The sequence below is a fragment of the Streptomyces sp. NPDC005805 genome (assembly GCF_040630445.1).
Classification (GTDB): domain Bacteria; phylum Actinomycetota; class Actinomycetes; order Streptomycetales; family Streptomycetaceae; genus Streptomyces.
In genome coordinates this window covers 77,780-103,710 of the sequence record NZ_JBEXXN010000001.1, presented here as the reverse complement: position 1 = coordinate 103,710, position 25,931 = coordinate 77,780, and the positions used below count along the sequence as shown (strand labels likewise).

20 protein-coding genes are annotated in these 25,931 nt (G+C 73.5%); 10 read left to right on the top strand and 10 right to left on the bottom strand.

Annotated features, from left to right (window positions below):
• Positions 1-79: 79 nt before the first annotated feature.
• The gene (locus ABZ457_RS00490; protein WP_359152274.1) at positions 80-730 is read left to right on the top strand and encodes an ABC transporter permease; all 651 of its coding nucleotides are present in this window, start codon (positions 80-82) and stop codon (positions 728-730) included.
• Positions 731-839: 109 nt separating this feature from the next.
• Positions 840-1,940: an AI-2E family transporter gene (locus ABZ457_RS00485; protein WP_359152273.1), complete on the top strand. Its 1,101-nt coding sequence runs from the start codon at positions 840-842 to the stop codon at positions 1,938-1,940.
• Here ABZ457_RS00485 and ABZ457_RS00480 read toward each other — a convergent pair.
• Positions 1,874-4,033, bottom strand: a complete 2,160-nt coding sequence (locus tag ABZ457_RS00480) for a SpoIIE family protein phosphatase (RefSeq protein ID WP_359152272.1) — start codon at positions 4,031-4,033, stop codon at positions 1,874-1,876. The two genes, ABZ457_RS00485 and ABZ457_RS00480, sit on opposite strands and share 67 nt — an antisense overlap.
• Before the next feature lie 128 nt (positions 4,034-4,161).
• On the opposite strand from ABZ457_RS00480, the gene aspS reads away from it, so the two are divergent.
• On the top strand, positions 4,162-5,934 hold the full coding sequence (aspS, locus tag ABZ457_RS00475) for an aspartate--tRNA ligase (RefSeq protein WP_359152269.1): 1,773 nt from the start codon (positions 4,162-4,164) through the stop codon (positions 5,932-5,934).
• Positions 5,935-6,228: 294 nt separating this feature from the next.
• Complete coding sequence (locus ABZ457_RS00470) at positions 6,229-7,008, top strand: L,D-transpeptidase family protein (protein ID WP_359152267.1); 780 nt, start codon at positions 6,229-6,231, stop codon at positions 7,006-7,008.
• Positions 7,009-7,182: 174 nt separating this feature from the next.
• On the opposite strand, the gene metG is transcribed toward ABZ457_RS00470, so the two are convergent.
• Together metG and ABZ457_RS00460 are read right to left on the bottom strand one after the other, a co-directional pair.
• Positions 7,183-8,790 (bottom strand): methionine--tRNA ligase, encoded by a 1,608-nt coding sequence (metG, locus tag ABZ457_RS00465; protein ID WP_359152265.1) that lies wholly within the window; start codon positions 8,788-8,790, stop codon positions 7,183-7,185.
• A 186-nt stretch (positions 8,791-8,976) separates the two neighbouring features.
• A complete protein-coding gene (locus ABZ457_RS00460; RefSeq protein ID WP_359152263.1) occupies positions 8,977-10,881 on the bottom strand; it encodes a VWA domain-containing protein in 1,905 nt (634 codons plus the stop codon).
• A 317-nt stretch (positions 10,882-11,198) separates the two neighbouring features.
• Between ABZ457_RS00460 and ABZ457_RS00455 the strand changes: the two genes are divergently transcribed.
• A complete protein-coding gene (locus ABZ457_RS00455; RefSeq protein WP_359152261.1) occupies positions 11,199-13,283 on the top strand; it encodes a PhoX family protein in 2,085 nt (694 codons plus the stop codon).
• A 152-nt stretch (positions 13,284-13,435) separates the two neighbouring features.
• On the opposite strand, the gene ABZ457_RS00450 is transcribed toward ABZ457_RS00455, so the two are convergent.
• Positions 13,436-14,416, bottom strand: coding sequence for a hypothetical protein (locus ABZ457_RS00450; RefSeq protein ID WP_359152259.1), 981 nt, complete (start codon positions 14,414-14,416; stop codon positions 13,436-13,438).
• A 153-nt stretch (positions 14,417-14,569) separates the two neighbouring features.
• Entirely contained in the window at positions 14,570-16,063 is a 1,494-nt protein-coding gene (locus tag ABZ457_RS00445) for an APC family permease (RefSeq protein ID WP_359152257.1), read from the bottom strand.
• Between the two features lie 207 nt (positions 16,064-16,270).
• Here ABZ457_RS00445 and ABZ457_RS00440 point away from each other — a divergent pair, with 207 nt between their 5' ends.
• Complete coding sequence (locus tag ABZ457_RS00440) at positions 16,271-16,666, top strand: RNA-binding S4 domain-containing protein (RefSeq protein WP_359152255.1); 396 nt, start codon at positions 16,271-16,273, stop codon at positions 16,664-16,666.
• A gap of 88 nt (positions 16,667-16,754) precedes the next feature.
• On the opposite strand, the gene ABZ457_RS00435 is transcribed toward ABZ457_RS00440, so the two are convergent.
• From ABZ457_RS00435 to ABZ457_RS00420, 4 genes are all read right to left on the bottom strand, one after another.
• Positions 16,755-18,845: an FUSC family protein gene (locus tag ABZ457_RS00435; protein ID WP_359152253.1), complete on the bottom strand. Its 2,091-nt coding sequence runs from the start codon at positions 18,843-18,845 to the stop codon at positions 16,755-16,757.
• A 133-nt stretch (positions 18,846-18,978) separates the two neighbouring features.
• Positions 18,979-19,224, bottom strand: coding sequence for a DUF2630 family protein (locus tag ABZ457_RS00430; RefSeq protein ID WP_359152251.1), 246 nt, complete (start codon positions 19,222-19,224; stop codon positions 18,979-18,981).
• 74 nt (positions 19,225-19,298) lie between these two features.
• Positions 19,299-20,303, bottom strand: coding sequence for an NADP-dependent oxidoreductase (locus ABZ457_RS00425; protein WP_359152249.1), 1,005 nt, complete (start codon positions 20,301-20,303; stop codon positions 19,299-19,301).
• An 84-nt stretch (positions 20,304-20,387) separates the two neighbouring features.
• Entirely contained in the window at positions 20,388-21,398 is a 1,011-nt protein-coding gene (locus ABZ457_RS00420) for an endonuclease/exonuclease/phosphatase family protein (protein ID WP_359152672.1), read from the bottom strand.
• Positions 21,399-21,645: 247 nt separating this feature from the next.
• Here ABZ457_RS00420 and ABZ457_RS00415 point away from each other — a divergent pair, with 247 nt between their 5' ends.
• From ABZ457_RS00415 to ABZ457_RS00400, 4 genes are all read left to right on the top strand, one after another.
• Positions 21,646-22,053, top strand: coding sequence for a hypothetical protein (locus tag ABZ457_RS00415; RefSeq protein ID WP_359152247.1), 408 nt, complete (start codon positions 21,646-21,648; stop codon positions 22,051-22,053).
• Between the two features lie 300 nt (positions 22,054-22,353).
• The gene (locus tag ABZ457_RS00410; protein ID WP_359152670.1) at positions 22,354-22,884 is read left to right on the top strand and encodes an NAD(P)H-dependent oxidoreductase; all 531 of its coding nucleotides are present in this window, start codon (positions 22,354-22,356) and stop codon (positions 22,882-22,884) included.
• 98 nt (positions 22,885-22,982) lie between these two features.
• Positions 22,983-23,951, top strand: coding sequence for an ATP-binding cassette domain-containing protein (locus tag ABZ457_RS00405; protein WP_359152245.1), 969 nt, complete (start codon positions 22,983-22,985; stop codon positions 23,949-23,951).
• Positions 23,948-24,805 (top strand): ABC transporter permease, encoded by an 858-nt coding sequence (locus ABZ457_RS00400; RefSeq protein ID WP_359152243.1) that lies wholly within the window; start codon positions 23,948-23,950, stop codon positions 24,803-24,805. The genes ABZ457_RS00405 and ABZ457_RS00400 overlap by 4 nt, the downstream gene beginning before the upstream one ends.
• An 87-nt stretch (positions 24,806-24,892) precedes the next feature.
• Here ABZ457_RS00400 and ABZ457_RS00395 read toward each other — a convergent pair whose 3' ends face one another.
• Positions 24,893-25,861, bottom strand: a complete 969-nt coding sequence (locus ABZ457_RS00395; RefSeq protein ID WP_359152241.1) for a hypothetical protein — start codon at positions 25,859-25,861, stop codon at positions 24,893-24,895.
• Positions 25,862-25,931: the final 70 nt, after the last annotated feature.

The window sequence follows — 25,931 nt, the reverse complement described above, 5'->3', positions numbered from 1 at the left end:
CGTACCCCGGGTAAAGCGCGGACCGGAGGGGCCGTGCGGACACGACGTCCGCACGGCCCTTTATTCTCTCCGGTGATCGATGTTCCTCCCGCCGCCGAGAGGGCCCCATCCGCTGGTGGGGAGACCACCCGCTCGACTGGGCGCGGGGGGTGGGCGGGGGGAGACAGATGCTGGAGTTCGACCGGCTCATCAAGCACTTCGAAAGGTGCTGGGCATCGGCGTCGTCGCCCTCACCCAGATCACCGCCATCACCGTCTGTCTGATCGGCTTCGCCTCCGTCGCCGGGCTGCTGGACGCACCGGCGGTCGCGGTCGGGGCGCTGGTGATCGCCTGGTTCGTCCCCGGCTACTTCCTGATCGCCACGCTCTGGGCCCTGGCCGGCGCGCTGGTCTCCCGCTCCGAGGACATCCAGCACGCGGCCGGCCCGGTGAGCTTCCTCCAGACGATCGGCATCTTCGCCGCGCTGCTGCCGTTCACCGGCGCCAACGACACCCTCACCCGGGTCTTCTCGATCCTCCCGGGCACCTCCTGGCCGGTCATGCCGCTGCGGATGGCGGCCGGCCCGGTGCCGTGGTGGGACCTGGTCGCGGCCGCCCTGCTGATGGCCGTGGCGATCGCGCTGCTGCTGCGGGTCGGGGCCCGGATCTATCTGGCCGCGGTGCTCCAGCACGGCGGGATCATCAAGGCCCGTGCGGCGCTGCGCCGGGCCCGGGAGGGCGGGGCGACCTGACCCGGCCCACCGGCCGCAGGGCGCCCCGCACCGCACCCGGCTGACGGTCCGTCACTCCTGCGGACCGCCCCGGCGGGCCCCCGGCGCGGGGGCGTGGTCGGGTGGGCGGGTGACCGTCCCCCATCCGCGTCCCGTTCTGCCCGAGCCCGTGCGGCGGATTGCCGCCTGGTGTGTGGTCGCCCTGCTGGTGGCCGGTGTCGCGGGTGTCGGCGTCTGGCTGGTCGTCACGCTCAAGACGGCCGTGACCCCGGTCCTGCTCGCTCTGCTGGGCACCGCCCTGCTCGGGCCGCTGTACCGGCGGCTGCTGCGGATGAAGGTGCAGCGCTCGCTCGCCGCCGGGCTGACCTGTGTGGCGGTGCTCGCCGTGGTCGGCGGGGCGGTCTGGATCGTGGTCAACGCCCTGGTGGAGACGGGCGATCAGATCGTGGCCTCGCTGCGGCAGGCCGCCACCGACCTCACCCGCCACTTCGGCGCCGCCGGCACCTCCCTGGACGACATCGCGGGCAACGCCCGGGAGCTGCTGGGCAAGTTCGGCGGCACCGCCGCCTCCGGGGTGATCACCGGGCTCAGCGTCGTCGGCGAGATGATCGCGATCGCCGTCCTCGCCCTCCTTCTCGTCTTCTTCTTCCTGCGCGACTCCGACCGCGCCGTCGGCGCCCTGCGCTCCCTCGCGCCCCACTCCACCGGCGATCTGCTGGAGGCCATGGCGCGCCGGGCCTTCGAGGCGGTCGAGGGCTTCATGCGCGGCACCACCTTCATCGCCCTGATCGACGCCCTCTGCATCACCGTGGGCCTGCTGATCCTGCGCGTCCCCGGGGCGGTCGGACTCGGCGCGCTCGTCTTCGTCGGCGCGTACATCCCTTATCTGGGGGCCTTCATCTCCGGCGCGGTCGCCGTCCTGGTGGCCCTCGCCGACCGGGGGTTCGTGATCGCGCTCTGGGCGCTCGGGGTGGTGCTGGCGGTGCAGGTGCTGGAGGGGCACGTCCTCCAGCCCATGATCCAGAGCCGTACGGTCCAGATGCACCCCGCGATCGTGATGCTGGCCATCACGGCGGGGGCCAGTCTCGCCGGGATCCTCGGGATGCTGCTGGCGGTGCCCGTGACGGCGGCCGCCTTCGGGGTGATCGGGGAGCTGCGCGCCCGCTACGGGCCGCCCGCCGACCCGCCGGGCGACGGGACCGGCGCGGAGTCCGGGGCCGGGGGCTCGTAGAGCTCGAACCAGATCGACTTGCCCTCGCCGCGCGGGTCCACGCCCCAGGCGTCGGCCAGCATCTCCATCAGCACCAGCCCGCGCCCCGAGGAGGCCATCTCACCGGGTCTGCGGCGGTGGGGGAGGTCGTCGCTGCCGTCCGTGACCTCCACCCGCAGGCGCCGGGCGGAGTCCGCGTGGTCCACCTCGGCCGCCAGCAGGGCCGTGCCGTCCGTGTGCACCAGCACATTGGTGACCATCTCGGAGACCATCAGGACCGCCGAGTCCACCTGCTCGGCGTCCGCCCAGTCGTGCAGCAGCTCGCGCACCTGCCGGCGGGCCGCCGCGATCCGCTCCGGCTCCGCCTGCGCCACGCTCATCGCCGTCCGCCGGGTCGGGGTCCCGGAGGGCACCCCCTCCCGGGTGAGCAGCAGCACCGCGATGTCGTCCTCGCGGCGGTCGGCGAGCGGTCCGGTGGTGTGGTGCGAGGTCGGTCCGTGCACCGCCTGGACCAGGGCGTCGGCCAGCTCCTCCAGGGAGGAGTCCTTCCCGTGCCGCTCCAGGACGGTGCGCAGCCGGGCCCAGCCGGTGTCCAGGTCGTGGCCGCCGGTCTCCAGCAGCCCGTCCGTGCACACCAGCAGGGTGTCACCGGGCTCCAGCACGAAGCGGGTGGTCGGGTAGTCCGAGTCCGGGTCGATCCCCAGCGGCAGACCGCCCTCGGTGGACCGCTGGAACACCGTGCCGTCCGAGGTCAGCACCGCCGGCTCCGGGTGGCCCGCGCGGGCGATCTCCACCGTGCCCGTGGACGGCTCGAACTCCAGGTAGAGGCAGGTCGCGAAGCGCGGTCCGCCGAGGTCGGGTCCGGCACCCGGCTCCTCGTCCTCGGTGATGCCGTGCAGAAAGCGCGAGGCCCGGGAGAGCACCGCGTCCGGCCGGTGGCCCTCGGAGGCGTAGGCCCGCAGGGCGATCCGGAGCTGGCCCATCAGACCGGCGGCCCGGACGTCATGGCCCTGGACGTCCCCGATGACGAGCGCGATCCGGCCGTCGAAGCCCTCGCCCCGGAAAGCCCCGCCCGAGGGCAGAGGGATGGTGTCGTACCAGTCGCCGCCCACCTGGAGACCCCCGCCCGTGGGCACATACCGGCCGGCCAGGGTCACCCCCCGCACCCCGGGGACGAGGGTGGGCATCATCGAGCGCTGGAGCCCCAGCGACAGCTCCCGCTCCGACTCGGCGGCCCCGGCCCGGGTCAGGGCCTGGGCCAGCATCCGGGCGACCGTGGTGAGCACCGAGCGCTCGTCGGGCGTGAACGCCACCGGATGCCGGAACGCCGCCATCCACGTCCCCATCGTGCTCCCGGACACCACCAGCGGCAGGAAGGCCCAGGACTGGCGGCCGAACCGCTGGGCCAGCGGCCAGGTGACCGGGAAGCGTTCCTTGTAGTCGTCGGGGGTGGGCAGATAGACCGCGCGGCCCGTGCGGACGACCTCGGCGGCCGGGTAGTCCGTGTCCAGCGGCATATCGGTGAACGGCTCGTCGTCGCCCGCGCTGTGGCCGTGGTGGCCGACGATCGTCAGCCGGTCCCCCGCGATCCCGAAGACGGCGAGCCCGTCCGGTGAGAAGCCGGGCATGGACAGGGAGGCGGCCACCCGCAGCACCTCGGCGGTGGACCGCGCCTCGGCCAGCGCCCGCCCCGCGTCCAGCAGGAACGCCTCCCGGGAGCGGCGCCAGTCACCGGTGACCGGGGCCTGGGCGACCGCGTCCTCGGGCTGGTCGCTGACCTCCTGGACGGTGCCCACCAGACAGGGGCTCCCGGAGACGGTGAACGGCTTGCCCCGGGACCGCAGCACCCGCTGCACCCGGCCGGAGGCGTCGACCACCCGCAGTCGCGCCTCGGCGAGGGTCCCCTCCATCGCCGCCAGGCTGGTGACGCCGTTCAGCTCGCCCCAGTCGACCGGGTGGAAGCAGGAGCGCACGGCCGCCTCGGAGAACCGGCCCGAGCCCTGCGGCAGGCCCAGCAGCCGGGTGGCCTCGGCGTCGAGGGTGACGATCCCCGACGCGTGCTCCCAGCGCCAGATACCGGTCGCCACGGAGACCAGGACGTCCTCGGTGCGCATTCGCTCACTGTAGGCAGATGTGCTCGGGGATGACCTGCCGGGCCCCGGGGCACGACCGGGCGGCCGGTACCCTGGGACCTGTTTCACGTGAAACAGGTCCCCGATCCGCGAAGACTGGATGAACGACGATGCATCGGTACAGGTCCCACACCTGCGGCGAGCTCCGCGCCTCTGACGTCGGTGCCGACGTCCGGCTGAGCGGCTGGCTGCACAATCGCCGAGACCTGGGCGGCATCCTCTTCATCGATCTGCGCGACCACTACGGCATCACGCAGCTCGTCGCACGTCCCGGCACCCCCGCCTACGAGGCCCTGGACAAGCTGAACAAGGAGTCGGTCGTCCGCGTCGACGGCTCGGTCGTCTCCCGTGGCGCCGAGAACGTCAACACCGAGCTGCCCACCGGTGAGGTGGAGGTCGAGGTCGGCTCGGTCGAACTGCTCGGGGCGTCCCAGCAGCTCCCGTTCCAGATCAACACCGACGACGGTGTCGGCGAGGAGCGCCGCCTGGAGTACCGCTTCCTCGACCTGCGCCGTGAGCGGATGCACCGCAACATCATGCTGCGCTCGGCGGTCATCGCCGCGATCCGCGCCAAGATGGTGGCCCTCGGCTTCAACGAGATGGCGACCCCGATCCTCACCGCGACCTCCCCCGAGGGCGCGCGCGACTTCGTGGTCCCCTCCCGTCTGAACCCGGGCAAGTTCTACGCGCTGCCGCAGGCCCCGCAGCAGTTCAAGCAGCTCTTCATGATCTCGGGCTTCGACCGCTACTTCCAGATCGCGCCCTGCTTCCGCGACGAGGACGCCCGCGCCGACCGCTCCCCCGGCGAGTTCTACCAGCTCGACGTGGAGATGAGCTTCGTCGAGCAGGAGGACGTCTTCCAGCCGATCGAGAAGCTCATGACCGAGCTCTTCGAGGAGTTCGGCGGCGGCCGCCATGTCACCTCGCCGTTCCCGCGCATCCCGTTCCGCGAGTCGATGCTGAAGTACGGCAACGACAAGCCCGACCTGCGTGCCCAGCTGGAGCTCGTCGACATCACCGATGTCTTCGAGGGCTCCGAGTTCAAGGCCTTCGCCGGCAAGCACGTCCGCGCCCTGCCGGTGCCGGCCGTGCAGGACCAGCCGCGGAAGTTCTTCGACAGCCTCGGCGACTACGCGGTGGAGCAGGGCGCCAAGGGCCTGGCGTGGGTCCGCGTGGGTGAGGACGGCTCGCTGACCGGCCCGATCGCCAAGTTCCTCACCGAGGAGAACGTCAAGGTCCTCACCGAGCGCCTGGGCCTGGCCCCGGGCCACGCCGTCTTCTTCGGCGCGGGCGAGTTCGACGAGGTCTCCAAGATCATGGGCGCGGTGCGCGTCGAGGCCGCCAAGCGGGCCGGGCACTTCGAGGAGGGCGTCTTCCGCTTCTGCTGGATCGTCGACTTCCCGATGTACGAGAAGGACGAGGACACCGGGAAGATCGACTTCTCGCACAACCCGTTCTCCATGCCGCAGGGCGGGCTGGAGGCCCTGGAGACCCAGGACCCGCTGGACGTCCTCGGCTGGCAGTACGACATCGTCTGCAACGGTGTGGAGCTGTCCTCCGGCGCGATCCGGAACCACGAGCCCGAGATCATGTTCAAGGCTTTCGAGATCGCGGGCTACGACAAGGAGACCGTCGAGCGCGAGTTCGCCGGCATGCTCCGCGCCTTCCAGTTCGGCGCCCCGCCCCACGGCGGCATCGCCCCGGGCGTGGACCGGATCGTGATGCTCCTCGCCGACGAGCCGAACATCCGCGAGACCATCGCCTTCCCGCTCAACGGCAACGCCCAGGACCTGATGATGGGCGCCCCGACGGAGCTGGAGGAGGCCCGGCTGCGGGAGCTGAACATCGCGCTCCGCAAGCCGGTCGCCAAGTCCGGCGAGTAGCCACCGCTCCTGCCGCGAGGCGCGGCGGGGCGGGCGAGGGCCCCCGGGACCACCTGGTCCCGGGGGCCCTCGCCCGTGCCGGGCCGGTGCCCGCGTCAAATGCCGTCCGATGACCGTTCAGGACCGCCGTCCCTCTGTCCGACCTGCTTCGATGCGGCCGAAAGCGGCCCTTTCCCGCATTGCGCGAGCTGCGGATCGGCGTCGGCCTGCCACTCTGGAAAGAGTGCCCGACGACGTCCCGGCCGCCGGCCGGTGGCGTCGCCACGAGACCTCCGGACGGAAAGGCCGCCCCTGATGTCCCTGCGCCACCGAACGCTCCCGGCCGCCGCCCTGCTCTGCACGGCGGCGCTGATCACCGGCTGCGGGACGACCGTGGCGGGCGGTGCGCGGCAGACGGAAGGCAAGGCGGCGGCCCCGGCGGGCGAGGGTCGGGACACGGACCGGACGGCTCCCCTCTTCGCCCGGGACCGGACAGCCCGCGCGGACACGATCCCCGGCCTCGGCCCCCGGACCCGGGCGCAGATCCCGGACGGCACCCGGCAGGCCCTGGTCGTCACCGGCGAGGGCCGCGACGAGGACGCCTCCTCGGTGGCCCTCCACGTCCGCGACCCCGAACGCGGCTGGCAGCGCACGGCCGGTCCCTGGCACGCCCACAACGCCCTGCGCGGCTGGACCGAGGACCACCGGCAGGGCGATCTGCGCTCACCGATCGGGGTCTACGGCCTCACCGACGCGGGGGGCCTGCTGCCCGACCCGGGCACCCGCCTCCCGTACGACCGGGGCCCGCTGTTCAGCATCAGCGGACGGGGCTTCGAGGGGGAGCCGCTGGAGGGCTCCTTCGACCACGTGGTGGCGATCAACTACAACCGCGAGCCGGGCACCAGCCCGCTGGACGGGGCCCGGCCGCTGGGCGAGGAGAAGGGCGGCGGCATCTGGATCCACGTCGACCACGGCGGGCCCACCCAGGGCTGCGTCTCGCTCTCCCTCGACCATATGAAGCAGCTCCTGCGGGCGCTCAACCCGGAGCTGCGGCCGGTGGTCGTCATGGGGGACACGGGGTCGCTGGCGCGCTGAGCGGCCGCGGGGACGCCGAGGGCCCGGCCCCATGGACGCGGAGCGGGGCCCGCTCCCGGCGCGCGCTGCCGGAGAACGCGGAGGGCCCGGCCCCATGGACGCGAGGGGCCCGGGACGGACCGCCTGCGCGGTCGCGTCCCGGGCCCCTCGTCGTCGCACGAGGTAGGTGCGCGGTCAGTCCTTCTTCGGCTCCTCCAGGCGCGGGAAGAGCACCGCGCCCTTGGTCACCGTGGCCCCGGCGGGGAGGAGACCCCAGGTGCCGGCGTCCTGGACGCGCTGGTCGGCCAGGGCGCCCAGGGACTCCTCGGCGCCGAGGGACTCCCACAGCTTCGCGGAGGTCTCCGGCATGATCGCGTTCAGCAGCACCGCGACCGCGCGCAGCGACTCGGCGGCCGTGTAGAGGATCGTCGCGAGACGGGCGCGGCCCTCGGCCGACTCGTCCTTGGCGACCTTCCACGGCTCCTGCTCCGTGATGTAGCCGTTGACCTGCTTGACGAAGTCGAAGACCGCCAGGATGCCGCCCTGGAAGTCCAGCTCCTCGCCGATCTTCCGGTCGGCCTCGGCCACGGCCTTCGCCAGGCCCTCCTGGACCGCCTTCTCCGCGTCACCGTCGGCCGTCGCGGCCGGCAGCGCGCCGCCGAAGTATTTGCCGACCATGGCCGCGACGCGGGAGGCGAGGTTGCCGTAGTCGTTGGCCAGCTCGGAGGTGTAGCGGGCGGTGAAGTCCTCCCAGGAGAACGAGCCGTCGCTGCCGAAGGCGATGGCGCGCAGGAAGTACCAGCGGTAGGCGTCCACGCCGAAGTGCGAGGTCAGGTCCTGCGGCTTGATGCCGGTCAGGTTGGACTTCGACATCTTCTCGCCGCCGACCATCAGCCAGCCGTTGGCCGCGACCCGGCCGGGTACCGGCAGGCCCTGGGCCATCAGCATCGCGGGCCAGATGACCGCGTGGAAGCGGAGGATGTCCTTGCCGACCAGGTGCACGTTCGCCGGGAAGGTCTCCTCGAACTTCGCCGGGTTCTCGTTGTAGCCGACGGCGGTCGCGTAGTTGAGGAGCGCGTCCACCCACACATAGATGACGTGCTTCTCGTCCCACGGGACCGGGACGCCCCAGTCGAAGGTCGAGCGGGAGATCGACAGGTCCTGGAGGCCCTGCTTGACGAAGTTCACGACCTCGTTGCGCGCGGACTCGGGCTGGATGAAGTCCGGGTTGGCGGCGTAGAGGTCGAGCAGCTTCGGGCCGTACTCGGAGAGCTTGAAGAAGTAGTTCTCCTCCTTGAGGATCTCCACCGGCTTCTTGTGGATCGGGCACAGCTTGGTGCCGTCCTCGGCCTCGATCAGCTCGCCGGGGAGCTTGTACTCCTCGCAGCCGACGCAGTAAGGGCCCTCGTAGCCGCCCTTGTAGATCTCGCCCTTGTCGTACAGGTCCTGCACGAACTCCTGCACACGGTCGGTGTGCCGCTTCTCCGTGGTGCGGATGAAGTCGTCGTTCGCGATGTTCAGGTGCTCCCAGAGGGGCTTCCAGGCCTCGGTGACCAGCTTGTCGCACCACTCCTGGGGTGTGACGCCGTTCGCCTCGGCCGTGCGCATGATCTTCTGACCGTGCTCGTCCGTGCCGGTGAGGTACCACACCTTCTCGCCGCGCTGACGGTGCCAGCGGGTGAGCACGTCGCCTGCGACGGTCGTGTAGGCGTGGCCCAGGTGAGGAGCGTCGTTGACGTAGTAGATGGGGGTCGAGACGTAGTACGCCGCCGCCCCCTGCTTCTCGGATCCAGTGGCCGCCATGGTCGAAATCCTATCGGCCCCGCGGAGCCCGCTTCACCGCGTGCTTCGCTGTGCGCATGGCTGTGCGCATGGCTGTGCGCATGGCTGTGCGCTTGGCTCCGCACTTGGCTCTGCGGGCGACGACCGCGCCCCCGTCCCCGGGGGCTCCGGGGACGGGGGCGCGGGTCTGCCGGGTGGCGCGGCCGGTCAGGCGGTGCGGGCCGCGAGCCAGGGGCCGAAGCCCTCCAGCAGACCGGCGTACAGCTCCGCGTCCGTCAGCTCGCGGGGCGTGGGACCGGCGGGGAAGTAGCCGGTGTTGGCGGCGGTGAGCCGGCGCAGGTAGTCGAAGCCCTTCGCGTCGTGCTCGCCCCAGGCCACGAACTGCCAGAAGACGGGCCGGTCCGCGGCGGCGGCGAGCGCGGCGGTGGCGGCGGTCCTCGACTCGGGGGCGCCGTCCGTCTGGAAGATCACCAGGGCGGGGGCGTCCGGGTCGGCGGCCTTGGCGTGCAGCGCGAGGACCTCCTCGACGGCGAGGTGGTAGTTGGTCCGGCCCATCCGGCCGAGGCCCGCGTGGAGCTCGTCGATCCGGCCGTCGTGGGCGTCGAGGGTGAGCTGCCCGGTGCCGTCGACCTCGGTGGAGAAGAAGACGACGTCGACGGCGGCCCGCTCGTCGAGGTGGGCGGCGAGGGCGAGCGCCTGCTCGCCGAGGCCCTGGGCACTGCCGTCCTTGAAGTACGGCCGCATCGACCCGGACCGGTCCAGCACGAGGTAGACCCGCGCACGGGCCCCGGCGAGCCGCGCCTTCTTGAGCGCGGCCCCGGCGGTCCGGTACGCGTCCACGACGAGCGGCGCGCGCGACTTGACCCGCGCGAGCGGGATCGCGGGCTTGCCCGCGGGGGCGGCGGTGGCCTCGGCTTCGGGTGCGCCGGCCTCGGGTGCGCTCGCCTCGGCGGCGGGCTGCGCCTTGGCTTCGGGGGCGCTCGCCTCGGCCGCGCCGGCCTCGGCGGCCGGGCTCGCCTCGGGGGCGTCCGACTGGGTGGGGGCGTCCGCCTTGGCTTCGGGTGCGCCGGCTTCGGGGGCCGGGCTGGCCTCGGTCGGGCTGGCCTCGGTCGGGCTGGCCTCGGGTTCGGGGGTGGCCGCCTGGGGCTCGGGGGCGTCCGCCTCGGCGGTGGTGGTGGCCGGCTGCGCAACGGGGGCGCTCGCCTCGGCGGCCAGCTGGTGCTCGGCCGCGCCGGCCTCGGGCTTCGCCACGGCTTCGGGTGCGCCGGCTTCGGCGGCCGGGCTCGCCTCGGCCGGGCTGGCCTCGGGGGTGGCCGGTTGGGGGGCCTCTGCCTCGGAGGCGGTTGCATCCGCAGGCTCGGGCTCCGGGTGGGCCGGGTCATCGTCCGCGGCGGGGGCTTCCGCCTTGGCCGGGGCGTCCGCCTGGGCCGCACCTTCTTCCGCGGCGGGGGCGTCGGCCTGGGGCGCGTCACCTCGCGGATCGAGGGCGTCCGCCTCGGGGGCGCCCGCCGCAGCCGCACTGGTCTCGGGCTCGGGGGCGTCCGCCTGGGGCTCGGCCTGCGGGGCGGGGGCCTCTGCTGCTTCGGGCTTCGCCACGGGCACGGCTGCCTCGGCTTCGGGCTCCGTCTTGGCTTCGGGGACGCTCGGCTCGGCGAGGCTGGTCTCGGGCTCGGGGGCGTCCGCCTCGGTGCCGGCTGCGCCCGGCTCGGGCTGCGCGGCGGGCGCCTCCGCCTGGGCCGCACCTTCTTCCGCGGCGGGGGCGTCGGCCTGGGGCGCGTCACCCCGTGCATGGAGCGCGTCCGCCTCGGGCTGCGCCGCGACCGGCGCGGCACCCGCGTCCGCCGGGGCCGGAGACGGCGTCGCCGTCGGCTGGGCTGGGACCGTCGGGCGCGGGGACGGGTTGTCGAACGCGGCCGAGACCAGGTCCGCCGCGTGGTCCGCCGGCGCCTGCGACGGGACCACCGGCTTGGCCACGTCCACGTCCGCCGGCGCCGCCGGCGACTCCGTGGCCGGTTCCGTACGCTCGGCCTGGGCCGGAACGGAGGTCGCCGCCGACTCCTCGCGGCCGTTCTCGCGGCCGAACACCTTGCGCAGCAAGCTCCGAATACCCATGTGCGGGGCCTTTCGCATGAGTTGGGTGCGGTGACTGTCCGCTCCTGCAGACATGGCGCCCGACCCGTGGGCCAGGGCTGACACGTAAGGTTAGCGGCCGCCCGGAGCGGCCCCCGGGAGGGCACCCGTAGCCACCCACGAGCCCCACCGCCTCCACCCTTCGCGCACCACGCGCGCACGGCGCGCGCACCGCCCCGGCCGGCCGCATTCATGCGGCGTTCACTTCGTGTCCGCCGCCGGGCCCGTGCGCACCCCTAACGTCTCGGCCGGAATCATTCCGACACCATGTCGGCGCAGGTGCGCCGAAGGAGGACGAAGTGCGCAAACTGCTGCCGCTGTTGAACACCCCGTCGCACGCGGGCGGACGTTCCGCGCTCACCTGCCGCTACCGCTGCGGCGACGCCTGCTTCCAAGAGGTCCCCAACACCAGCGACAACGAGTACGTCGGCGATGTCATAGCGAGCGCCCTGTCCCGCCGTTCGATGCTGCGCACCGCCGCCGTCGTGACGGTCGCCGCCGCGGCCGGCGGCGCCGCCCTCGTGCCCGGCGCACCCCCGGCCGCCGCCCTCGGCACCGCCCCCGCCGGCACCGGCGGCCACGGCGGCGGTAAGAACGGCGCCAAGGGCAGGGCCGACGGCGCCCGCGGCCTCCGCTTCGCCCCCGTCGCCCCCAACAAGGACGACAAGGTCACCGTCCCCGAGGGCTATGCCCAGAACGTCGTGATCCGCTGGGGCGAACCGATCCTGCGCGGCGCCCCCGCCTTCGACCCGGACCGCCAGACCCCCAAGGCGCAGGCGGGCCAGTTCGGTTACAACAACGACTTCCTCAGCCTGCTGCCGCTCCCCGGCGAGCCCGGCCGCCAGCTGCTCGTGGCCAACCACGAGTACACGGACGAGGTCCTGATGTTCAAGGGCTACGACCCCGAGAACCCCAGCCGCAAGCAGGTGGAGATCGCCTGGGCCGCGCACGGCCTCTCCGTGGTCGTCGTCCAGGAGGAGAGCCGGACCGGGAAGCTGACGCCCGTCCCCCGGCACCCGCTGAACCGCCGGCTCACCACCACCAGCCGCTTCGAGCTGACCGGCCCCGCCGCCGGCAGCCCGCTGCTGCGCACCTCCGCCGACCGCACCGGCAGCCGGGTGCTCGGCACCCTCAACAACTGCGCGGGCGGCACCACCCCCTGGGGCACGACCCTGCACGGCGAGGAGAACTTCAACCAGTACTTCGCCAACGGTTCCAGCGCCACCGACAAGCGCTACGGCATCGGCTCCGGCGCCACCGAGCGCAAGTGGGAGCGCTTCGACAAGCGGTTCGACGTGGCGCAGGAGCCCAACGAGTCGCACCGCCAGGGCTGGGTCGTCGAACTGGACCCGTACGACCCCGACTCCGTCCCCGCCAAGCGGACCGCGCTCGGCCGCTTCAAGCACGAGGCCGCCCAGCCCCGGCTGACCGCGGACGGCCGCCCGGTCGTCTACATGGGCGACGACGAGCGCTTCGACTACCTCTACAAGTTCGTCTCCTCTAAGCGGATGAAGAAGGGCAGGGGCCGCGCCGCCCGCGCGCACAACCTCACCCTCCTCGACCACGGCACCCTCTACGTCGCCAAGCTGACCGGCGACAGCCCGGCCGCCGAGATCGACGGCACCGGAAAGCTGCCGAACGACGGCGAGTTCGACGGCTCCGGTGTGTGGATCCCGCTCGCCACCGGCGAGGTCTCGCACGTCCCCGGCATGACCGCCGACGAGGTGTACGTCTTCACCCGGCTCGCGGGCGACAAGGTCGGCGCCACCAAGATGGACCGCCCCGAGGACGTCGAGCCGAGCCCCCGCTCCGGCCGGGTGTACGTCGCGCTCACCAACAACTCGGACCGCGGCAAGGAGGGCAAGGCGGGCGCGGACGAGGCCAACCCGCGCAACGCCAACAAGCACGGTCACATCCTGGAGCTGGCCGAGAACTGGGACGACCCCGCCTCCGACGGCTTCGCCTGGCGGCTGTTCCTGGTCGCGGGCGACCCGAAGGACCCGGGCACCTACTTCGCCGGGTTCCCGAAGGACCGGGTCAGCCCGATCTCCTGCCCGGACAACGTCGCCTTCGACCCGCACGGCAACCTGTGGATCTCCACCGACGGCAACGCCCTCGGCTCGCACGACGGACTCTTCGGCGTCGCGACCCACGGCGAACGGCGCGGTGAGCTGAAGCAGTTCCTGACCGTGCCGGCCGGCGCCGAGACCTGCGGGCCGGTGATCCAGGACCGCCGGGTCCTGGTGGCCGTGCAGCACCCGGGCGAGGTCGACGGCGCGTCCGTCGAGAAGCCGGCGAGCGTCTGGCCGGACGGGCCGGGCCGGATCGTGCGCCCGTCGGTCGTCGCCGTCTACCGCAAGGACGGGCGCGACATCGGCGTCTGAGGCGACCCGACTCCCGGGACCGGGCCGTCCGTTCCGGTCCGGTCCGGTTCCGGGGTCGTCCGGTCCGGTCCGGGGGTCGTCCGGTCGTTTGTTCCCGTCCCGGGGGTCGTCCGGTCGTCCGTTCCGGTCCCGGGGCCGACCGGTCCCGGGGTTCAGCCCGTGACGCCCAGCCGCGCCCGCCAGGCCGTGAACTGCGTCGCCGGATCGCCCGTCCACGCCCACGGCAGATGCGCGGCCCGGTCCCCGAGGAGCACGAAGAGCCCGCCCGCCTCCAGATGCAGACCCGCGTGGCAGGCCGCGTGGGCCAGGTAGTTCAGCTCGGCGACCTCCTGCGGCGGGACCGGCCCGTCGGCCCGCAGCAGGATCCACCGCTCCCAGGTGCGGCGGATCTCCGTGACGGCCAGCTCGTGCTTCCAGTGCTGGTCGAAGCCGCGGACCGCCCGGCCCTGCGCGGTGTCGCACACGTACCGGTACTCCTCCGCGCGCGCGACCTGCACCAGCACCGGCAGCGGGGAGCCGGGCGGCGCCGTCCCCGCCGCGTCCCGCGCGAAGTCGTACATCCGGCCGTGCGAGCCGTGCCAGCGGGCCGAGTGGTAGCGCATCAACTGCACATGGCCCTCGACGTTGTACGGGTCGCGCCGCCGCATCTCGTCCCACCAGCGGCGCAGTTCGCGGCGCGGTACCCCGCCCTCGTAGAGCCGGGCCACGGTCAGCAGCGACACCCATGGCATGGGGTCGGCCGGGTGCCGGGAGGCGGCGTCCAGGCAGACGCGGACGGCGGCGTCGAGGTGCTCGCGGCCCACCCCGGTGCCCTGCCGGGGTGGCGCGTGACCCGCGGCGATCGCCCGGTGGAAGACGCCGACGACCTCCGTGGCGGCGCGGAGCACGGCGGCGTCGGCGCTGGCCGGTTCGGCGTCCTGCCACATCCGCGTCGCCGACCAGCCGGCCGCGGCGTGGGCGAGGACCCGGATGCGGTGGGTGCGCCGCGCCCAGTCGTCACCGCCGTCGCGCAGCAGGTCGCGCACGCCCTGCCAGCGTCCGATGACGATGTCGTCCAGGGTCTCGGAGAGGGCCCGGTCGCCGTGCGAGGGGTCGAAGTCGGGGACGAAGCGGCGGCGCTGGGGGCGCGGCACACGGGATGGGCGGGGCGCACGCGGCGTCCTGCGGACACGCGGTATCCGGGGCACTGCGTACCTCCCTTCTGCGGGTGCGTGGGGGTCGGAACCCCCGGTACCGGTTGCGGTACCGGAGCCGGAGCGACGCGGTGGCCCCGGGGGACCGCCGGGTCAGAAGTCCGTGGCGAGGGCGCGGTCGCGGTACTCGGGATGGTCCGGGTGCTCCGGATGGGGCGAGTGCCCCGGGGAACCGGGGCTCCCGCCCGGCGGGGGCACCGAGGCGTCCAGCCGGGCGGGCCGGTAGTAGGAGCTGCCGCGTCGCCGGTACACCAGCATCGGCACCAGCCCGGCCGCCAGACCGCCGAGCCCGATCACGATCGACGCCCGGCTCAGCGCCGCCAGCGACTCGACGAAGATCCACAGCATGAACAGCGCCCCGAACAGGGGCCACAGCCCGCCGAGGACCGCGTCCCGCACCGACCGCAGCAGCGTCCTGCGGTACGCGACCACGGCGGCGATGCCCGCCAGCCCGTAGTAGAACGCGATCTGGAGCCCTATGGCCGCCACCGCGGCCGAGAGGACGTCGCCGACGGAGCCGAGCGCGGTGGAGGCCAGGAACATCACCAGCGCCACCCCGCCGACCGCGCAGATCGCGACCCAGGGCGTGTGCCGCCGCCGGTGCACCAGGCCCAGCGCCGGTGGCATCGTCCGGTCCCGGCCCATGGCGAACAGTGAACGCGTCACCTGGATCAGGGTCGTCTCCAGGGTCGCGACGGTGGACAGCAGCACGGCCACGATCAGCAGTTTCCCGCCGATGCCCGGCCAGACCGCCTCCCCGAGGACGGTGAGCACCTGGGAGCCGGCCGCGTGGATCTGCTCGGCGGAGAGCACGGTGTTGACCGCGATGGTGAACGCCTCGAAGAGGAGGAAGACGACGCCGACGCCGATGAGCGCGGCGAGCCCGGCGGTCCGCCGGCTGTCCCTGGTCTCCTCGCTGAGGTTGCTGGTGACGTCCCAGCCCCAGTAGTAGAACGCGGCGATCAGGGCGCCCGAGGCGAAGCCGGCCGGCCCGTCGAAGTGCGCGAAGCCCAGCCAGGACCAGTCGAAGGCGACCCCGGCCCCGCCGTGCACCAACGCGGCGACTACGAAGACGACCAGGATCACCAGCTCCACGCCGGACAGCAGGAGTTGGGCCCGTACGGTCAGCCGGATGCCGCCGAGCACCACCAGCAGCATCGCCAGGAACCATCCGGCGCCAGCGAGGGTGGCGAGCAGCCGGTCCCCGGCGAGCGCCGGGTCGAAGAGCGCCAGGGTCATCTGCCCGGCGGGCAGCGAACCGGCCACCATGAAGATCGTGGTGGACACCACCAGCGCCCAGCCCGACAGGAATCCGAGGGACGGGTGGAGGGTCCGGCCCACCCAGGAGTAGCCCGCGCCCGCGTTGACGTCGAGCCGCCCCAGGCGTCCGTAGGCGAGGACGATGCCCAGCATCGGGATCGCGCAGTAGAGCAGGGCGGCCGGGCCGGCGAGCCCCACGGTGGCGACGAGCACGGCGGTGGTCGCCGCGATCGAGTACGCCGGGGCGCTGCCCGCGACGGCCATGACGACGATGTCGAACGTCCCGAGGACACCCGGCCGAAGCCCTCGGGAGGAGCTGCTGCGCATGAAATCTCCGAATGCCCTGGTGCCGCGCGGGAGTTGCGGGGCGGGTCGGAAACGGACGGACGCCCGTGTGCGGAGGGGACCCCTCCGTCGACGGGAGATCGTGCGCATCGTAGTCGGATGTGTGCGCTGAGGTGAGGGGGCGGGGGTGGTGGTAGGGGGCGGCGGTTTCCGGGAGCCGTCCGGTGGCGAGGTCGTAGAGTCGGAGGCATGGCAGCAGAGGCAGCGGACTCCGGAACCGTGCGGATCGACGTATGGGTTTGGTCGGCACGGCTGACCAAGACGCGCTCGCAGGCGTCGGCGGCCTGCCGCGCGGGGCATGTCCGCCTCGGCGGCGAGCGGGTCAAGCCCTCGCAGCCGGTACGGGTCGGGGACCAGGTCCGGGTGTTCCACTCGGGCCGTGAACGCGTGGTCGTCGTCAAGCAGATCCTCCGCAAGCGGGTCGGCCCGCCGGTCGCGGCCCTGGCGTACGAGGACCACAGCCCGCCGCCCCCGCCCCGGGAGTTCACCGCCCCGGCCGTGGTCCGCGACCGGGGAGCGGGGCGGCCGACCAAGCGGGACCGGCGGGAGCTGGAGCGGCTCTTCGGCAACCGTCCGAAGGACTGAGCCGGGGGGCTGGTCCGCTGAACTCGGGGGCGCGTCCGGTCCATCGGGGCGCGCGTCCGGCCTGCGAGGCGTCGTCTCAGCCGTCGTCTCATGCGCCGTCGTCCCTGGCCGGGGACGTGATCGCGCGGGCCGCCCGGACCTCCTGGCGCAGCGGCTCCAGCACCCCGTCCGCGTCCCCGGGCAGGTCGGCCCGTACCTCGACCAGCTCCTCGTTGGTCCGCACCCCCTCCGCCAGTTCGCGCAACTGCCCTTCCACGGCGGTGACCTCGTCGTCCCCGGGCGGCTCCGCGCCGTGGTCGACGCGCACCCGGGCCGCCGTCGTCGCGTCGACGATCCGCTCCACCGCGACGACCAGCGGCCACCACGCGGCCGCCCGTCTGCCGGTCGGCGGCGGCTCGGTCAGCGCGCGCTGGAACTCCGAGCGGACGGACGACAGGTCCCGGTACAGCTTCCTCCGCCGCCGCACCCGCTCCGCGTGGGCGAAGCCGCCGAACGCCCCGGCCACATACGCCGCCGTCTCGTCCACCGCGTCCGCCAGCCGGTCCCCGATCCGGGTGTGCCAGCTCTCCGGCCACAGCAGATACCCGGCCACGATCGCGATCGAGCAGCCGATCAGGCTGTCCACGAGGCGCGGCAGCACCAGATGGAAGCCCTCGTGGTTGAGCAGGTCCGACAGCAGCAGGATCACCGGTGTGACCGCCATCGTCTGGAAGACGAAGCCCTTCGCCGCGAACGCCGGGATCAGCGCGGCGAGCAGGACCATCACCGGTACGTCCGCCCAGCCGCGCGGCACCGCCGCCAGCACGGCCGCCGCGACCAGCAGCCCGGCGGCCGTCCCGAGCGCGCGCAGCAGCGCCCGCGAGAACACCGAGCCGAAGTCCGGCTTCATCACGAAGGTGACGGTCAGCGCGACCCAGTACGACCGGGCCACCGGCACCAGCGACACGAAGGACTGGGCGATGCCGATGCACAGCGCCAGCCGCAGCCCGTAGCGCCACGACTCCTCGGAGAGCAGCACGTCCCGCGCCGCGCGCCGGACGCGGATCCGCAGGGCCGCGGGGCGTCCGAGCCGGTCGTCGTCGGTGGGCGCGGACTCCAGGTCCGGGTGGTGCACCACCTCGGAGGCGTAGCGCAGCGCGCTGTCGACCGCCCGGTCCGCCGGGCCCTCGGGCGGCGGCAGATCGAGCGGGGGTGCGGAGCGGCGGCCCGAGCCGATGGACTGAGCCAGCTCCCGGACGGCCGCCGCGATCTCCGGACGGCGGGAGGCCCGGCCGTACCGGTGCGCCGCGGCGGCCGACTCGACGAGCGGGATCACCGCGTTGAGCTGCGCGAGCAGCCGCACCATCGGACCGCGCCGCCCGTGGTCGCGGGCCCGGCGGCCCAGGACGGCGTCATAGGAGGCGTCGAGCGCCCGGGTCACCTCGTGGCGCCGGGCGTCGTAGAGGGCGGTGTCGTCCGTGCCCGCGATCTCGAACAGCGCGGCGACGGCGCGGTACGCCCCGACGACCGCGGACTGCTCCGGGGCGCGGCGGCGCAGGGGCCAGCCCAGCAGGGTGAGCAGCAGCACGAAGAGGCCGCCCGCGGAGAGCAGCAGCGGGGCCGTCCACCACGGGTCCGGCATCGGCAGGCCCGCGCCGACCACGGAGTTCAGCAGGAGGAGCAGCCCGGACACCGAGGCCACCGCGCCGATGGTCGAGATCATCCCGGAGAGCAGGGCGACAAAGGTGATCACGGCGACGGCGGTCCAGCCGTGCCCGTACACCAGGGTCCCGATGGTCACCCCGACCGCGCCGAAGAACTGCGGGACGGCGATGTTCAGCAGGCGCATCCGGTAGGCGTCGGCGGTGTCGCCGAGGACGCCGGAGAGCGCGCCCATGGAGGCGAGCGCGCCGTACTCGGGCCGGCCGACGGCGGTGCCGACGGCGATCGGCGCGGCGAGCGCGATCCCGGCGCGGACGACGGCGGCCCAGGGGATGGGCGCGTCCTGCGGGCGCAGCCCGCGCAGCAGCCAGCCGGGCGGACTCCCGGGCCGCCGCACCACGGGTCCCCCGCCTGCCGCGCGGCGGCGCGCGGGACCGCCGGCGGTGGCACCGGCCTCGGGGCCGTCGTCAGCGGTGGCGGCCTCGGGCCCGTCGTCCCCGGAGCCGTCGCCCGACGTGTCCTCCTCGCGCTCCCTCATGGTTGCCACCACACCCCCGCGAGCCCGGCCGGCGCAACTCCGCCCGCTGCGGCTCGTCCGCTTGCCCGGCTCGTTCCGACCGCCTCGCTCGTTCCGCTCGGCCTGTACGCCGGGTGCGGGCGGTACGCGGCTGTCAGCCCTGGTAGTTCTCGACCTCGTCGGCAGGCTGGAGCTGCGCCGTGTCCGGGTCCTCGCCGTACTCGGACTTGGCGCGGCGCCTGCGGAGCAGGTCCCAGCACTGATCGAGGCGGATCTCCAGCTCCTTCAGCCGCGCCTGCCGGTCGGCGTCTAGGCCGCCCTGGCTCAATGCGTGGTCGCGCAGCGCGCGTTCCTCCTCGACCAGTTCGCCGATGCTGTCGATGATCTGCTCGTCGTCCATGACGGCGGCCCTTCCGTACCCGATGTGCGGCTCGATGTGCGGTGCTGCCTTTCCCGCCGGTCCCGGCCGGTGGGTCAGAGTGCGAAGACGGTCTTGCCGCGTGCGCCGCCGGCGCGGTTCTGCGCGAGGGCGTCCGGGGCCTTCTCCAGGGGGAGTTCGGCGTCGAGCGGCGTCCGCAGGGAACCCTCGGCGGCGGCCGCGGCCAGTGCCTCCAGCAGGGTCGAGGAAGCGTGCAGGGTGAACGCCACGCCCTCCACCTCGCCCCTCAGCGCGGTCGGTTCGGCCCCGGCGCAGGTGGCCACGGCCAGTCCGCCGGGCCGTGCGAGCGCCGCGTTCCGGGCGAAGGCGCCGGGGGTGTCCGAGACCAGGTCGGCGACGGCGTCGACCCCGTCCGGGCAGGCCGCCCGGACCGCCTCGCCGAGGTCCCCGGCGGTGGCGTCCACCGTGACCGCGGCGCCCAGCTCGCCCATCCGCCGGCGTTCGTCGCCCCGGACCACGGCCACCACCCGGACACCGCGGGCCGCCGCGAGCTGGGTCAGACAGCTGCCCACCCCGCCGGCGGCGCCCGTCACCAGCAGGGTCCGGCCGCCGACGAGGCCCGTGACGGTGAGGAGCTGGGCGGCGGTCATCCCCGCGGTGGGCAGCATCGCGGCCGTGCGCAGGTCGAGCCCGGCGGGCACCAGGGCGACGGGTCCGTCCTGGTGGACGGCGAGGTACTCGGCGTAGGCGCCCGCCCCGGCCGCCGCATGCCGGGGCCATGCCCGGCCGAAGACGGGGTCGCCGACACGGAAGCGGTTGTCCCCCGGGCCGACCACGTCCACCTTCCCGGCGAAGTCCGCGCCGAGGACCAGCGGGAACGCGGCCGCGTCCCCGTCGGCGGCCGCACCTCGGCTCCCCGGGGCGTCCCGCTCCGGACCGCCGCCGGCCCGGCTGCCGGTGCCGTCCGCGGTCTGCCAGTCGACCGGGTTGAGTGCCGCGTACTCGACCTTGACCACGATCTCGCCCTCACCGGGCTCCGGCTTGGGCACCTGCACCACCTCGGGCTCGGCCCCGAATCCGCCCACCGTGACAGCGCGCATCCGCCATGCCTCCCTCAAGGGGTGCCCGGGCCCCGGCAGGGGTGCCCCGGCTTCTCGCCTCCTCACTCTGACCCGGTGGGCCGGTCAGCGCACGTCGTGCAGGTCGAGGCCGACGAGCACGGCACGGTGGTCGGTGCCGGGGAGGTCCAGGAAGCGCGCCGAGCGCACCGAGAAGTCCCTCCCCACCAGCACATGGTCGATCTGCGCGCCGAACGGCCGGGGCGCCGCGGCGGGCCAGCTCGGGGTGCGCCCGGCGCCCGCCAGGACCGCGCTGTCCCGCAGTCCGCCCGCGGCCAGCACCCGGCGGAACGCGGCGTGGTCGCCGGTGGCGTTGAAGTCCCCCGCGAGCACCGTCGGTCCGTCCCGGTGCCCGGCGGCCCAGGCGCGCAGCTTGCCGAGCTCGCGGCGCCACTCGGCGAGGGCCCCCGGCACGGGCGGCATGGGGTGCGCGAGCTGGAGGTTCACGCGGTGGCCCGCGATGTCCGCCACCGCGCCGGGCATGGCGAGGGTGGCGGGCACCCCGGCGGTGGGGGCCAGGGGGTGGCTGCTGAGGATCGCCGACCCCGCGGCGCCGCCCTCGTCCACGACATGCCGGTACGGGTACAGGTCGCGGGGGAGGCCGGCCGCGAGGGTCCTGGAGCAGGCCGGGTCGCACTCCTGGACGAAGACGAGGTCGGGCCGCTCCTCGCGCAGGGTGTCGACCAGGGCGCCGGCCGCCGCGCCGTATTCGACGTTCGCCGTGAGGACCTCGACGCGGGCGACCGCCCGCCCCGGCGGCGGGTCGTCCAGCCCGGTGTCGTGCGGTCTGACGAACCAGCCCACGACCGCGAGCACCACCACCGCCCAGACGGCGAGGAGACGGAGGCGGGCGAGCAGGGCCAGCACCAGGGCGAGGCCCGCGGGGGCGAGCAGCCACGGCAGGAAGGCGAGCAGCTGTACGACCGGGGTGGGGCCGTCGCTGTCCGCGGCCCGGCAGACGGCCGCCGCCGTCGGCGCGATCAGCAGCAGGCCCACCGCCCAGGCGGCCGCACGGCCCTTCCGGCCGGGCGCGGGCGCGCTGCCGTACGCCGTGCCACCGGGCGAGCCGTCCGTCACATCGATCACTTCCTGTGCCTCCCGCCAACAAGGACGCCGGTCCCCGCGAGATCGTTCCTGGCGGCACCGTGCCGCCGCCGGGTGCGGTGCCGGGCGGCGCCTCCCGGGCCGGGCGGGGCCGCGGGGCGCACGCGGTTCCCGTCCCGGCGTCAGCCTCGCCCGCCTCCGCCCGGACTTGCCCGGCGGCGCGAGCGGGTGTGCCCTGAGAGGAGGACGCGCGGGAGTGAGAGGGAAGGAGCTCTGCGCCATGGCCACACAGACTGTGACGCCCGGTGGGCGGCAACACCGCAGGTCCGACCGGGAGCACCGCAGCCCGATGGGCTTCGTGCTGCCGGCCCTGCTGGCGGTGACGGCGGGCGTGTGGGCGGCCTCCGTCCTGCGCTTCCAGGACGACGGCATCGCCACCGGCGGGCAGTGGCTCGTCGGCATCATCCTGGCGATCGTGCTCGGGGCGCTGGCCTTCGCGCTCGGTCGCTATGGCAAGGCCCTGCCCAGGGAGGCACGCGCCGCGGCCTGGGGCGCCCTGGGCGGAGCGGCGATCGGCTTCATGACGAGCCTGGCCGGGGGCAGCGTGCTGCGCGCCGCCGCCATCGGCCTGGCCTGCGGGGCCGGCGTCGCGGTGGCCACCTTCTACGCCTTCTACGTACGGGAGTGACATACCTTCTGTGCGCGAGTCCCGGTCCAGCACCTCGCGCGGCCGGGACTCGCGTACGTCCAGGGGGTGGAGTGCGGGCCCGCCGGATCGGATCTGGCGGGTGCGCGGTCGCGTCTCGCGCCTTCTCCGTGAGAGCCGGGAACAGCCGGCCACGGGAGCCGGACGGACACCGGCGGAGGGAGGCGCACCGTGCGGGAGGAGGACCGGGGCCAGAGCCGGGCGGGCCATGACGACAGCCGCGAAGTCGTTGCCGCCCCCCGGCGGCGGCCGGAGCGGGAAGCGGACGGGGACACCGAGCCCCTGCGGGTCGCCGTGATCATCGGCAGCACGCGGGAGGGCCGCGTCGGCGAGAAGGTCGGCGAGTGGTTCCTCCGCCTCGCCGGCGACCGCGACGACGTGGAGCCCCGGGCCGTCGACCTGGTCGACTTCGACTTCCCCGCCCGCTACCCGGACCACACCACCGCGCACATCCGCGATTTCGTCCACGAGGTCGACCGTGCGGACGCCTTCGTCGTCGTGACCCCGGAGTACAACCGCTCCTTCCCCGCCTCCCTCAAGCAGGCCATCGACTACGCGTACGACGAGTGGCACACCAAGCCGGTGGCCTTCGTCAGCTACGGCCACGGCTCCCGCGGTCTGTACGCGGTGGAGCACCTCCGCTCCGTCTTCACCGAACTCCACACCGTGACCCTGCGCAACGGGGTCGCGGTCAACCTCCTCGACGACGTGCTCGACGAGCGCGCCGGCGCAGCCTCCCTGATGCTCGACCAGCTCCACTGGTGGGGCACCGCCCTGCGGGACGCCCGCGCCCGGCGTCCCTACGCCTCATGACCCGCCGTCCGCCCGCGGCCCACGTCGCGCCGACCGATGACTTCCCGCACCCGCCGGGGTCTCCCCTTCCACGGAGCAAAGGAACCGAAGGACTGACGATGAGTACAGATCTTGCGATCGAGACCACCGGGCTGGTCAAAGTGTTCGGCGACAAGCGCGCCGTCGACGGAGTCGACCTCCGGGTGCCGGCCGGCACGGTCTACGGCGTCCTCGGTCCCAACGGGGCGGGCAAGACGACCACCGTGCGGATGCTCGCGACCCTGCTCCGCCCCGACGGCGGCGAGGCACGCGTCTTCGGCAAGGACGTGCAGAAGGACGCCGACGCGGTCCGCAGCCGGGTCAGCCTCACCGGGCAGTACGCCTCGGTCGACGAGGACCTGACGGGCACGGAGAACCTCGTGCTCCTCGCCCGGCTCCTCGGCCACTCCAAGCCGGCCGCCCGCGACCGGGCCGCGCAGCTGCTGGAGGCGTTCGGCCTCAGCGAGGCGTCCGACAAGCAGGTGAAGAACTACTCGGGCGGTATGCGGCGCCGTATCGACATCGCCGCCTCGATCCTCAACACCCCGGATCTGCTCTTCCTCGACGAGCCCACCACCGGTCTGGACCCGCGCAGCCGCAACCAGGTCTGGGACATCGTCCGGGCGGTCGTCGCCCACGGCACCACCGTGCTGCTGACCACGCAGTACCTGGACGAGGCCGATCAGCTCGCCTCGCGGATCGCCGTGATCGACCACGGCAGGGTGATCGCCGAGGGCACCAAGGGAGAGCTGAAGTCGTCCGTCGGCTCCGGTTCGGTGCATCTGCGGCTGCGCGAGGCGGACCAGCGGCCCGAGGCGGAGCGGGTCCTGGTCTCGGTGCTCGGCGCCGAGGTCCAGCTCGACTCCGACCCGGTCGCCCTCACCGCCCGGGTGCGCAACGGCAGCGAGCGCGGTGCCGCCGAACAGGCGGCCCACGCCCTGGCCGAACTGGCCCGGGGCGGCATCGTCGTGGACAACTTCGCGCTGGGCCAGCCCAGCCTGGACGAGGTCTTCCTCGCCCTCACCGACAAGAAGGGGACGGCGGCATGAGCACCGCGACCACCACCAAGGACACCGTCGACGTCGAGCTGGAGGCCCCCCGGGCCGAGGACCTGGCGCGCCTCCTGGTCGCCACGGACCGCCCGCCGCGGCCGAGCGCGCTCTCCACCTCGCTGACCTTCGGCTGGCGGGCGATGCTCAAGATCAAGCATGTGCCGGAGCAGCTCTTCGATGTGACGGCGTTCCCGATCATGATGGTCGTGATGTACACGTACCTCTTCGGAGGTGCGTTGGGCGGCTCGCCGACCGACTATCTGCAGCGGTTGCTGCCCGGCATGCTCGTCATGAACATCGTGATGATCACGATGTACACAGGAGTGTCCGTCAACACCGACATCGACAAGGGAGTCTTCGACCGCTTCCGCACCCTGCCGATCTGGCGGCCCTCGACGATGGTCGGCTACCTGCTCGGCGACATGGTGCGCTACCTGATCGCGGCCGCGGTCATGCTCGCTCTGGGCATGGTGCTGGGGTTCAGGCCCGAAGGCGGGGTCGTCGGGGTGCTGCTGGGTGTCGCTCTGCTGGTCGTCTTCGCCTTCTCCTTCTCCTGGGTGTGGACGATGTTCGGGCTGCTGCTGCGGTCCGAGAAGTCGGTCATGGGCGTCAGCATGATGGTGATCTTCCCGCTGACCTTCCTCAGCGACATTTTCGTCGAGACCAGCACGATGCCGGGCTGGCTGCAGGCGTTCGTGAACAACAACCCGGTCACGCATGTGGCTTCGGCGGTCCGCGAGCTGATGCACGGTGGCTGGCCGGCGTCGGACCTCGCGTGGTCGCTCGGGTGGGCCGCCGTGATCGTGACCGTCTTCGGCTCCGTGACGATGCGTCTCTACAACCGCAAGTAACCAGTTCCGGCGCGCGGTTCGCCTGCCGACCGGACTCGATACCCTGGTGGTCCCGACTCCGTGGAGTCGGGACCACCAGGGTATCGCCTAGCCGTTGCGTACGATCTCCCGTGCGTTCTTCATGCGCGCCTCGATGTTCCCGTTCACAAGGTCGAGCAGTGGCCGATGACGCTCGATCATGCGGCGTTGCGTGCTCTGCTCCAGCGCCGAGACGATCGCGACATACGACACCTCGTCCTTGCAGCGGGTGTCCTGTACGGCGAGGTCCCGTTCCCGGTCCGTGGGCGCGGGGCGGTCGAACCACCCGTCGTCCCGTGCCGCTTCCGGAGTCGCGTAGCGGTGACCGGCTTCCGCCATGCACCGGCTCCACTCCTTCACCATGGACCGGTATCCGGAGTCGTTCCGGGCCATTCGATCGGCACGGTCGATCAGTTCGAGGGTGATGTTGAGGACGTCGACGCTGTTGTCAGCCGGCTTCCCGTCGAACCCGACCGGCCGGGGGCCACCGCGCATCAGTGCGGCGTCCGCCTCGCCGAGACAACCGAAGCGTGGCACGGATTCACCCCGATAGGTCCTCGGGCTTCCGGGCCTCGCGGCCCAGCCGTTCATCAGCGTCTCGTACACGGCACGTTGCTCGGTGCTCAGGGCCGACTGCGGCCCGCCCCTGCCGCCGTCGGCCGGGGCACCGGAGCCGACGCCGTCCGCCTCCCCGGGGGACGGCTCGTGGTAGCCCGAGGTCCTTGCCTGCGCCTCCGGCACGTACAGGGGTACCGGGCGGGCGGCCGTCTCCAGGATCCAGGCGTCGCTGACGACGGACGCGGTGGTGATGCCATAGCGCTGCATACAGCTGCGCGCCACGACGGAAAGGGCTTCTGTCAGCTCGGTGTTCTGCCGCTGGGTGGGCAGATACGCGGCGAGCGGGGGCGCCGCCACGGCCACCACAGCGGCGCGCCGGTCTCCGGACTGCTCGTCGGGACGTCCCGCGCCGATCAGGATGCCCCAGACCAGGGCGACGGCGGCAGTGGTGGCGACGCCGACGAGTACGGCTTTGCGCACAGCAACTCCTTGGGCACATAAGGACGTCGCGGTCGCGGACAGAGCGCGCGACCGCGACGTCCGGCGGAAT

What these genes read in the sequence shown, in the direction of transcription:
- ABZ457_RS00490 (WP_359152274.1), top strand. Translation starts at nt 80, where the DNA reads ATGTTCCTCCCGCCGCCGAGAGGGCCCCATCCGCTGGTGGGGAGACCA.
- ABZ457_RS00480 (WP_359152272.1), bottom strand. Translation starts at nt 4,033, where the DNA reads ATGCGCACCGAGGACGTCCTGGTCTCCGTGGCGACCGGTATCTGGCGC.
- aspS (WP_359152269.1), top strand. Translation starts at nt 4,162, where the DNA reads ATGCATCGGTACAGGTCCCACACCTGCGGCGAGCTCCGCGCCTCTGAC.
- ABZ457_RS00470 (WP_359152267.1), top strand. Translation starts at nt 6,229, where the DNA reads ATGTCCCTGCGCCACCGAACGCTCCCGGCCGCCGCCCTGCTCTGCACG.
- metG (WP_359152265.1), bottom strand. Translation starts at nt 8,790, where the DNA reads ATGGCGGCCACTGGATCCGAGAAGCAGGGGGCGGCGGCGTACTACGTC.
- ABZ457_RS00460 (WP_359152263.1), bottom strand. Translation starts at nt 10,881, where the DNA reads ATGGGTATTCGGAGCTTGCTGCGCAAGGTGTTCGGCCGCGAGAACGGC.
- ABZ457_RS00445 (WP_359152257.1), bottom strand. Translation starts at nt 16,063, where the DNA reads ATGCGCAGCAGCTCCTCCCGAGGGCTTCGGCCGGGTGTCCTCGGGACG.
- ABZ457_RS00440 (WP_359152255.1), top strand. Translation starts at nt 16,271, where the DNA reads ATGGCAGCAGAGGCAGCGGACTCCGGAACCGTGCGGATCGACGTATGG.
- ABZ457_RS00435 (WP_359152253.1), bottom strand. Translation starts at nt 18,845, where the DNA reads ATGAGGGAGCGCGAGGAGGACACGTCGGGCGACGGCTCCGGGGACGAC.
- ABZ457_RS00430 (WP_359152251.1), bottom strand. Translation starts at nt 19,224, where the DNA reads ATGGACGACGAGCAGATCATCGACAGCATCGGCGAACTGGTCGAGGAG.
- ABZ457_RS00425 (WP_359152249.1), bottom strand. Translation starts at nt 20,303, where the DNA reads ATGCGCGCTGTCACGGTGGGCGGATTCGGGGCCGAGCCCGAGGTGGTG.
- ABZ457_RS00415 (WP_359152247.1), top strand. Translation starts at nt 21,646, where the DNA reads ATGGCCACACAGACTGTGACGCCCGGTGGGCGGCAACACCGCAGGTCC.
- ABZ457_RS00405 (WP_359152245.1), top strand. Translation starts at nt 22,983, where the DNA reads ATGAGTACAGATCTTGCGATCGAGACCACCGGGCTGGTCAAAGTGTTC.
- ABZ457_RS00400 (WP_359152243.1), top strand. Translation starts at nt 23,948, where the DNA reads ATGAGCACCGCGACCACCACCAAGGACACCGTCGACGTCGAGCTGGAG.